4 protein-coding genes and 1 pseudogene are annotated in these 6,000 nt (G+C 75.8%); all 5 read right to left on the reverse strand.

Annotated features, from left to right (window positions below):
- Nucleotides 1-8: 8 nt before the first annotated feature.
- The gene (gene truB, locus ACYVOF_RS09530) at nt 9-911 is read right to left on the reverse strand and encodes a tRNA pseudouridine(55) synthase TruB (RefSeq protein WP_460865915.1); all 903 of its coding nucleotides are present in this window, start codon (nt 909-911) and stop codon (nt 9-11) included.
- Nucleotides 912-940: 29 nt separating this feature from the next.
- Entirely contained in the window at nt 941-2,272 is a 1,332-nt protein-coding gene (locus tag ACYVOF_RS09535) for an MATE family efflux transporter (protein ID WP_460865917.1), read from the reverse strand.
- On the reverse strand, nt 2,265-3,266 hold the full coding sequence (locus tag ACYVOF_RS09540; RefSeq protein WP_460865919.1) for a DHH family phosphoesterase: 1,002 nt from the start codon (nt 3,264-3,266) through the stop codon (nt 2,265-2,267). The genes ACYVOF_RS09535 and ACYVOF_RS09540 overlap by 8 nt, the downstream gene beginning before the upstream one ends.
- Before the next feature lie 170 nt (nt 3,267-3,436).
- A pseudogene (rbfA, locus tag ACYVOF_RS09545) lies at nt 3,437-3,904 on the reverse strand (30S ribosome-binding factor RbfA); the annotation flags it as partial.
- 82 nt (nt 3,905-3,986) lie between these two features.
- The coding region (infB, locus tag ACYVOF_RS09550; RefSeq protein ID WP_460865921.1) for a translation initiation factor IF-2 at nt 3,987-6,000 on the reverse strand (2,014 nt) is incomplete at its 5' end.

A 6,000-nucleotide genomic window follows, 5' to 3' on the forward strand; every position in this document is an offset into this window, starting at 1 on the left:
CGGGACGGTCAGGCCGCCGGGCGGACCACGAACACCGGCCGGGCGGCCCCGTCGCGCTCCTCGAGCAGCGCGATGGTGCGCCCGGCCGCGTCCACGCCGGCGTGCACCCCGACGCGCCCGGTGGGGGCCAGCCGGCGGCCGTGGCCCAGGTCGGCGGCCTCGGCGTCGGTGAGGTCGCGGACGTCGAAGGCGACCCGCACCGCGGCGTCGAGGTCGAGGCTGAGCACGGGCTCCTCGGCCACCTGCTCCAGGGTGCGGGCGTGCTCGAGGGTGAACGGCCCCACCCGGGTGCGGCGCAGGGCGGTGAGGTGCCCGCCCACCCCGAGGCCGGCGCCGAGGTCGCGGGCCAGCGCGCGGACGTACGTGCCGCTGCTGCAGCCGACCTCGGCGTCGACGTCGAGCCAGGGCCCGTCGCGGCGGACCGCGGTGACGTCGAACGCCGTCACCGTCACCGGTCGGGCGGGCAGGTCGACGGCCACCCCGTCGCGGGCCAGGGCGTGCGCCCGCCGGCCGTCGACCTTAATCGCGCTGACGGTCGCGGGGACCTGCTCGATCTCCCCCGTCAGCGCGGCCACGCCCGCACGCAGCACCGCGTCGGTGACCCCGGAGGCGTCGGCGGTGCCCAGCACCTCGCCCTCGGCGTCGTCGGTGCTGGTGGCGGCCCCGAGCCGGATGGTCGTGGTGTAGGTCTTCGTGGTCAGGCTCAGCAGCCCGAGCAGCTTGGTGGCCCGCTCCACGCCGAGCACGAGCACCCCGGTGGCCATCGGGTCGAGGGTGCCCGCGTGGCCCACCCGTCGGGTGCCCAGGAGCCGCCGGGCCCGGCCGACCACGTCGTGGCTGGTCCACCCGGCGGGCTTGTCCACCACGAGCAGACCGGCCCCGTCGGCGCCGGTGCGGGGGGTCCTGGCCACGGGGGGTGATCCTGCCAGCCCCGGCGGGCTCAGGTGCCCGGCCGGGCCCAGGCCCCGGACCGCGTCCGCACCACCACCGTCGCGGCACGCAGCACGACGAAGGCGACCAGGCCCACCCAGATGCCGGTCAGCCCCCAGCCCAGCACCAGGGAGAGCCACACCAGGGGCAGGAAGCCGACCACCGCGCTGGCCAGGGTCGCGGTGCGCAGGAACGCGGCGTCCCCCGCCCCCAGCAGCACCCCGTCGAGGGCGAACACGACCCCGGCGACGGGGATCACGGCGACGAAGAGCCACCACGCCTGGGGCACCGTGTCGAGCACGGCGCGGTCCGGGGTGAACAGCCGCGGCACCGCGCGGTGGCCCGCGGCGAACCCCAGCGCGAGCACGGTCGCGAACACCGTCGACCACCGGGTGACCCGCCAGGCCACGGTGGTCGCCGCCGCCGCGGACCCGGCCCCCAGCGCCGCCCCCACCAGCGCCTGCGCCGCGATGGCCAGCGAGTCCAGCACCAGGCTCACCAGCACCCACAGCTGCAGCACCACCTGGTGCGCCCCCAGGCTGGCCGGGCCGAAGCGGCCCGCCACGGCGGCCGCGGAGAGGAAGCACGCCTGGAAGGACAGGCTGCGCAGCACCAGGTCGCGCCCCAGCCGCAGCTGCGCGCGGATGCGGGCGGGCTCGGGGCGCAGCGGCACGCCCTCGCGCAGCAGGGCCCGGCCGAACAGGGTGGCCGCGACCACCTGCGCCGCCACGTTGGCCAGCGCCGAGCCCAGCAGCCCCAGCCCCACGGGGTGGACGAGCACCGGGCACGCGACGGCGGACAGGCCGTTGCCGGCCAGGACGTAGCGCAGCGGCCGCACCGTGTCCTGCACGCCGCGCATCCAGCCGTTGCCCGCCAGGGTGACCAGCACGAACGGGGCGCCCAGCACGGCCACCCGCAGCCAGCCGGCGGCCCGGGAGGCGACCTCGGGGTCCCCGGCCAGCAGGGACGTCACCGGCCCGGCGGCGAGCTCGACGGCGACGACGAGCACCAGGCCCACGGCCAGCGCCAGCCACGTCGCCGACACGCCCTCGGCCACCGCGTCGGCCCGCCGGCCCGCGCCGTGCAGCCGGGCCGCGCGGGCGGTGGTGCCGTAGGACAGGAACGTCAGCTGGGTGGAGACCTGGGCGAGCACGACGGCCCCGACCGCGAGCGCCGCCAGCTCGACCACCCCGAGGTGCCCCACCACGGCCGTGTCGACCAGCAGGTACAGCGGCTCGGCGGCGAGCACCGGCAGCGCGGGCAGGGCCAGGCCCAGCACGCGGCGCGCGGTGAACCCGTCCGCGGCCGCGGCGGCGGCGCCGACCCCGCGGGGGTCAGCCAAGGGTGTCGCGCAGGGCCCGGACCACCTCGTCGGCGGTGCCCGTGGCGGTGTAGCCGGCGGCGAGGCGGTGGCCTCCCCCGCCGAGCCGGCCCGCGACGGCGCCGACGTCGGCGTCCCGGGCGCGCAGCGAGACCGCCCAGGTCCCCGGGTGGGTCTCCTTGGCCACGGCGGCCACCTCGGCCTCGGAGGTGGTGCGGACCAGGTCGACCACGCTCTCGGTCTCCTCGGCGCGCAGCCCGGCGGAGACCGCGCACGGCACGACGGCCCAGACCAGGCCGCGGCCGTCGGCGGCGTCGCGGTCCAGCCGCGCCCCGCCGAGGACGGCGGAGAGCATCTGCAGCCAGCCGAACGGGTGGGAGTCGAGCAGCGGGCGGGTGACCGCGGCGGGGTCGACGCCGAGGCCCACCAGCCGGGCCGCGAGGTCGAGGCCCCGGGCGCCGGACCAGCGGAACGACCCGGTGTCGGTGGCGAGCCCGGCGTAGAGGCAGTGGGCGATGCCGAGGTCGAGGTCGACCCCCCACGCGTCGAGCACGTCGGTCACCAGCACGGTGGTCGACTCCGCGGTGGGGTCGACGAGGTGGCGGGTGCCGTAGCGGGTGTTGCTCGCGTGGTGGTCGACGACGAGCACGTCCCCCGCCCCGGCCAGCCGGTCGGCGAGCGACCCGAGGCGGCCGGCGCTGCCGCAGTCCACGGTGACGAGCAGATCGACCTCGCGGCGCACCGCGGCGGCGGGCACCCGCAGGTCCAGCCCGGGCAGGCCGAGCATCGACTCGGGGACGTCGGCGGGGCTGGCGAACGCGACCTGGACCGGGGTCCCGGCCCGGTGCAGCGCGGACCCGAGGGCCAGGGCGCTGCCCAGGGCGTCCGCGTCGGGCTGCACGTGGCACAGCACCGTCACCGCCGAGGCCCCGGTGAGCAGCTTCGCGGCCCCCTCGGCGTCGACGTCGGCGGGATCGCTGCCGGCGCCGGTGCCGCCGGCCGGGTGGGTGCTCACCGCTGGGAGTGTGCGCCCCCGGCCGGGCCCCGGTCCAGGGCGTCGTCGGGGTCGACGTCACCGCGCAGCGCCTCGGCGCCGGAGGTCGGGTCCTCGGTGGTGTCGCCGTCGCGGGTGTCGCCCGCGGCGTCGGCGGCGGCCGGTGTGCTGTCGTCGGTGGCAGCGGGGTCGTCGTCGGGCACGGTGTCCTCCGGGTCGGTGCTGCGGGGGCTGGTGTCGCGGTAGGGGTCGGCGTCACCGGCAGGGGTGGCGCCGGCGGCGGCGCGGGCCACCTCGTCGTCGGCGGCGCGCGCCCGGGCGAGGAGCTCCTCCATGTGCCGCGCGGTGTCGGGCACCGTGTCGGCGACGAAGGTCAGGGTGGGGGTGAAGCGGACCCCGGTGCCGGCACCGACCCGGGTGCGCAGCTGCCCGCGGGCCTTCTCCAGCGCCAGCGCCGCACCCTGCAGGTCCGGCTCCTCCTCGACCGTGCGGCCGAGCACCGTGTAGTACACGGTCGCGTCGTGCAGGTCGTTGGTGACGCGCACGTCGGTGACCGTGACGAAGTCGAGCCGGGGGTCCTTCACCTCGAACTCCAGCGCCGAGGCGACGATCTGTCCGATGCGCTTGCTGAGCTTGCGGGCGCGGGCCGGGTCGGCCACGGCTGCCTCCTGGGGTTCGTGGGGACGGGACGGACGGGCGGGCCGGGGGTGCGCGTGCACCCCCGGCCCGCCCGGGTCCGACCTACTCGCGCGGCTTCTCGCGCAGCTCGTAGGTCTCGATCACGTCGTCGACCTTGATGTCGGAGTACGTGACCGTGAGACCGCACTCGTAGCCCTCGCGGACCTCGGTGGCGTCGTCCTTCTCCCGCCGCAGGGAGCTGACGGTGAGGTTCACCGCCACCACGCGACCGTCGCGGAGCAGGCGCGCCTTGGAGTTGCGCCGCACCGAGCCGGAGGTGACCAGGCAGCCGGCGATGTTGCCGACCTTGGACGAGCGGAACATCGCCCGGATCTCGGCGCGGCCCAGCTCGACCTCCTCGTAGACCGGCTTGAGCATGCCCTTGAGCGCGCTCTCGATCTCGTCGATGGCCTGGTAGATCACCGAGTAGTACCGGATGTCGACGCCCTCGCGGTTCGCCAGCTCCGTCGCCTTGCCCTCGGCCCGGACGTTGAACCCGATGATGATCGCGTTCGACGCCGAGGCCAGGTTGACGTTGGTCTCGGTGACCCCGCCGACGCCGCGGTCGATGACCCGCAGCTGCACCTCGTCGGAGATCTCGATCCCGTACAGGGCCTCCTCGAGGGCCTCCACGGTGCCGGAGTTGTCGCCCTTGAGGATGAGGTTGAGCTCGTTGGTCTCCTTCAGCGCGGCGTCGAGGTCGTCGAGGCTGATGCGCTTGCGGGAGCGGGCCTGCAGGGCGTTGCGCTTGCGCGCGTTGCGGCGGTCGGCGATCTGCCGCGCGATGCGGTCCTCGTCGACGACCAGCAGGTTGTCCCCGGCGCCGGGCACCGAGGTGAACCCGATGACCTGCACCGGCCGCGAGGGGGTGGCCTCGTGGATGTCGTCGCCGTTCTCGTCGACCATCCGGCGCACGCGGCCGTAGGCGTCGCCGGCAACGATGGAGTCGCCGACCCGCAGCGTGCCGCGCTGGATCAGCACGGTGGCCACCGGGCCGCGGCCGCGGTCGAGGTGCGCCTCGATGGCGACACCCTGCGCGTCCATGTCCGGGTTGGCCCGCAGGTCGAGCGAGGCGTCCGCGGTGAGCAGCACGGCCTCGAGCAGCGCGTCGATGTTCGTGCCGTTCTTCGCGGAGATCTCCACGAACATCGTCTCGCCGCCGTACTGCTCGGCGACCAGGTTGTACTCGGTCAGCTGCTGCATGACCTTGTCGGGGTTGGCCCCCTCCTTGTCGATCTTGTTCACCGCCACGACGATCGGCACGTCCGCGGCCTGCGCGTGGTTGATCGCCTCGACCGTCTGCGGCATGACGCCGTCGTCGGCCGCGACCACCAGCACCGCGATGTCGGTCGCCTTGGCACCACGGGCACGCATGGCCGTGAAGGCCTCGTGACCGGGGGTGTCGATGAAGGTGATGAGGCGCTCGTTGTCCTCGAGCACCGTGTTCACCTGGTAGGCGCCGATGTGCTGGGTGATGCCGCCAGCCTCGCCCTCGCGGACCTTGGCGTGGCGGATCGAGTCCAGCAGGCGGGTCTTGCCGTGGTCGACGTGACCCATGACGGTGACCACGGGCGGCCGGGCCGCGAGGTCGTCCTCGCCGCCCTCGTCCTCGCCGTAGGTGAGGTCGAAGCCCTGGAGCAGCTCGCGGTCCTCGTCCTCGGGGCTGACGACCTGGACGACGTAGTTCATCTCGCCGCCGAGCAGCTCGAGGGTCTCGTCGTTGACCGACTGCGTGGCGGTCACCATCTCGCCGAGGTTGAACAGCGCCTGCACCAGCGCGGCCGGGTTCGCGTCGATCTTGTCCGCGAAGTCCGACAGCGAGGCACCGCGGGCGAGCCGGATGGTCTCGCCGTTGCCGTGCGGCAGCCGCACGCCACCGACGGCGGGCGCCTGCATGGACTCGTACTCGGCGCGCTTCGCCCGCTTCGACTTGCGACCACGCCGGACGGGGCCGCCCGCGCGGCCGAAGGCGCCGGCCGCGGCACCACGCCGCGCACCGCCACCGGGACGGCCGCGGAAGCCGCCGCCCGCGGGGGGACCCGCGGGGGCGCCGCCACCGCGGTACCCACCGCCGCCG

The sequence above is a fragment of the Rhodococcus aerolatus genome, assembly GCF_054783215.1.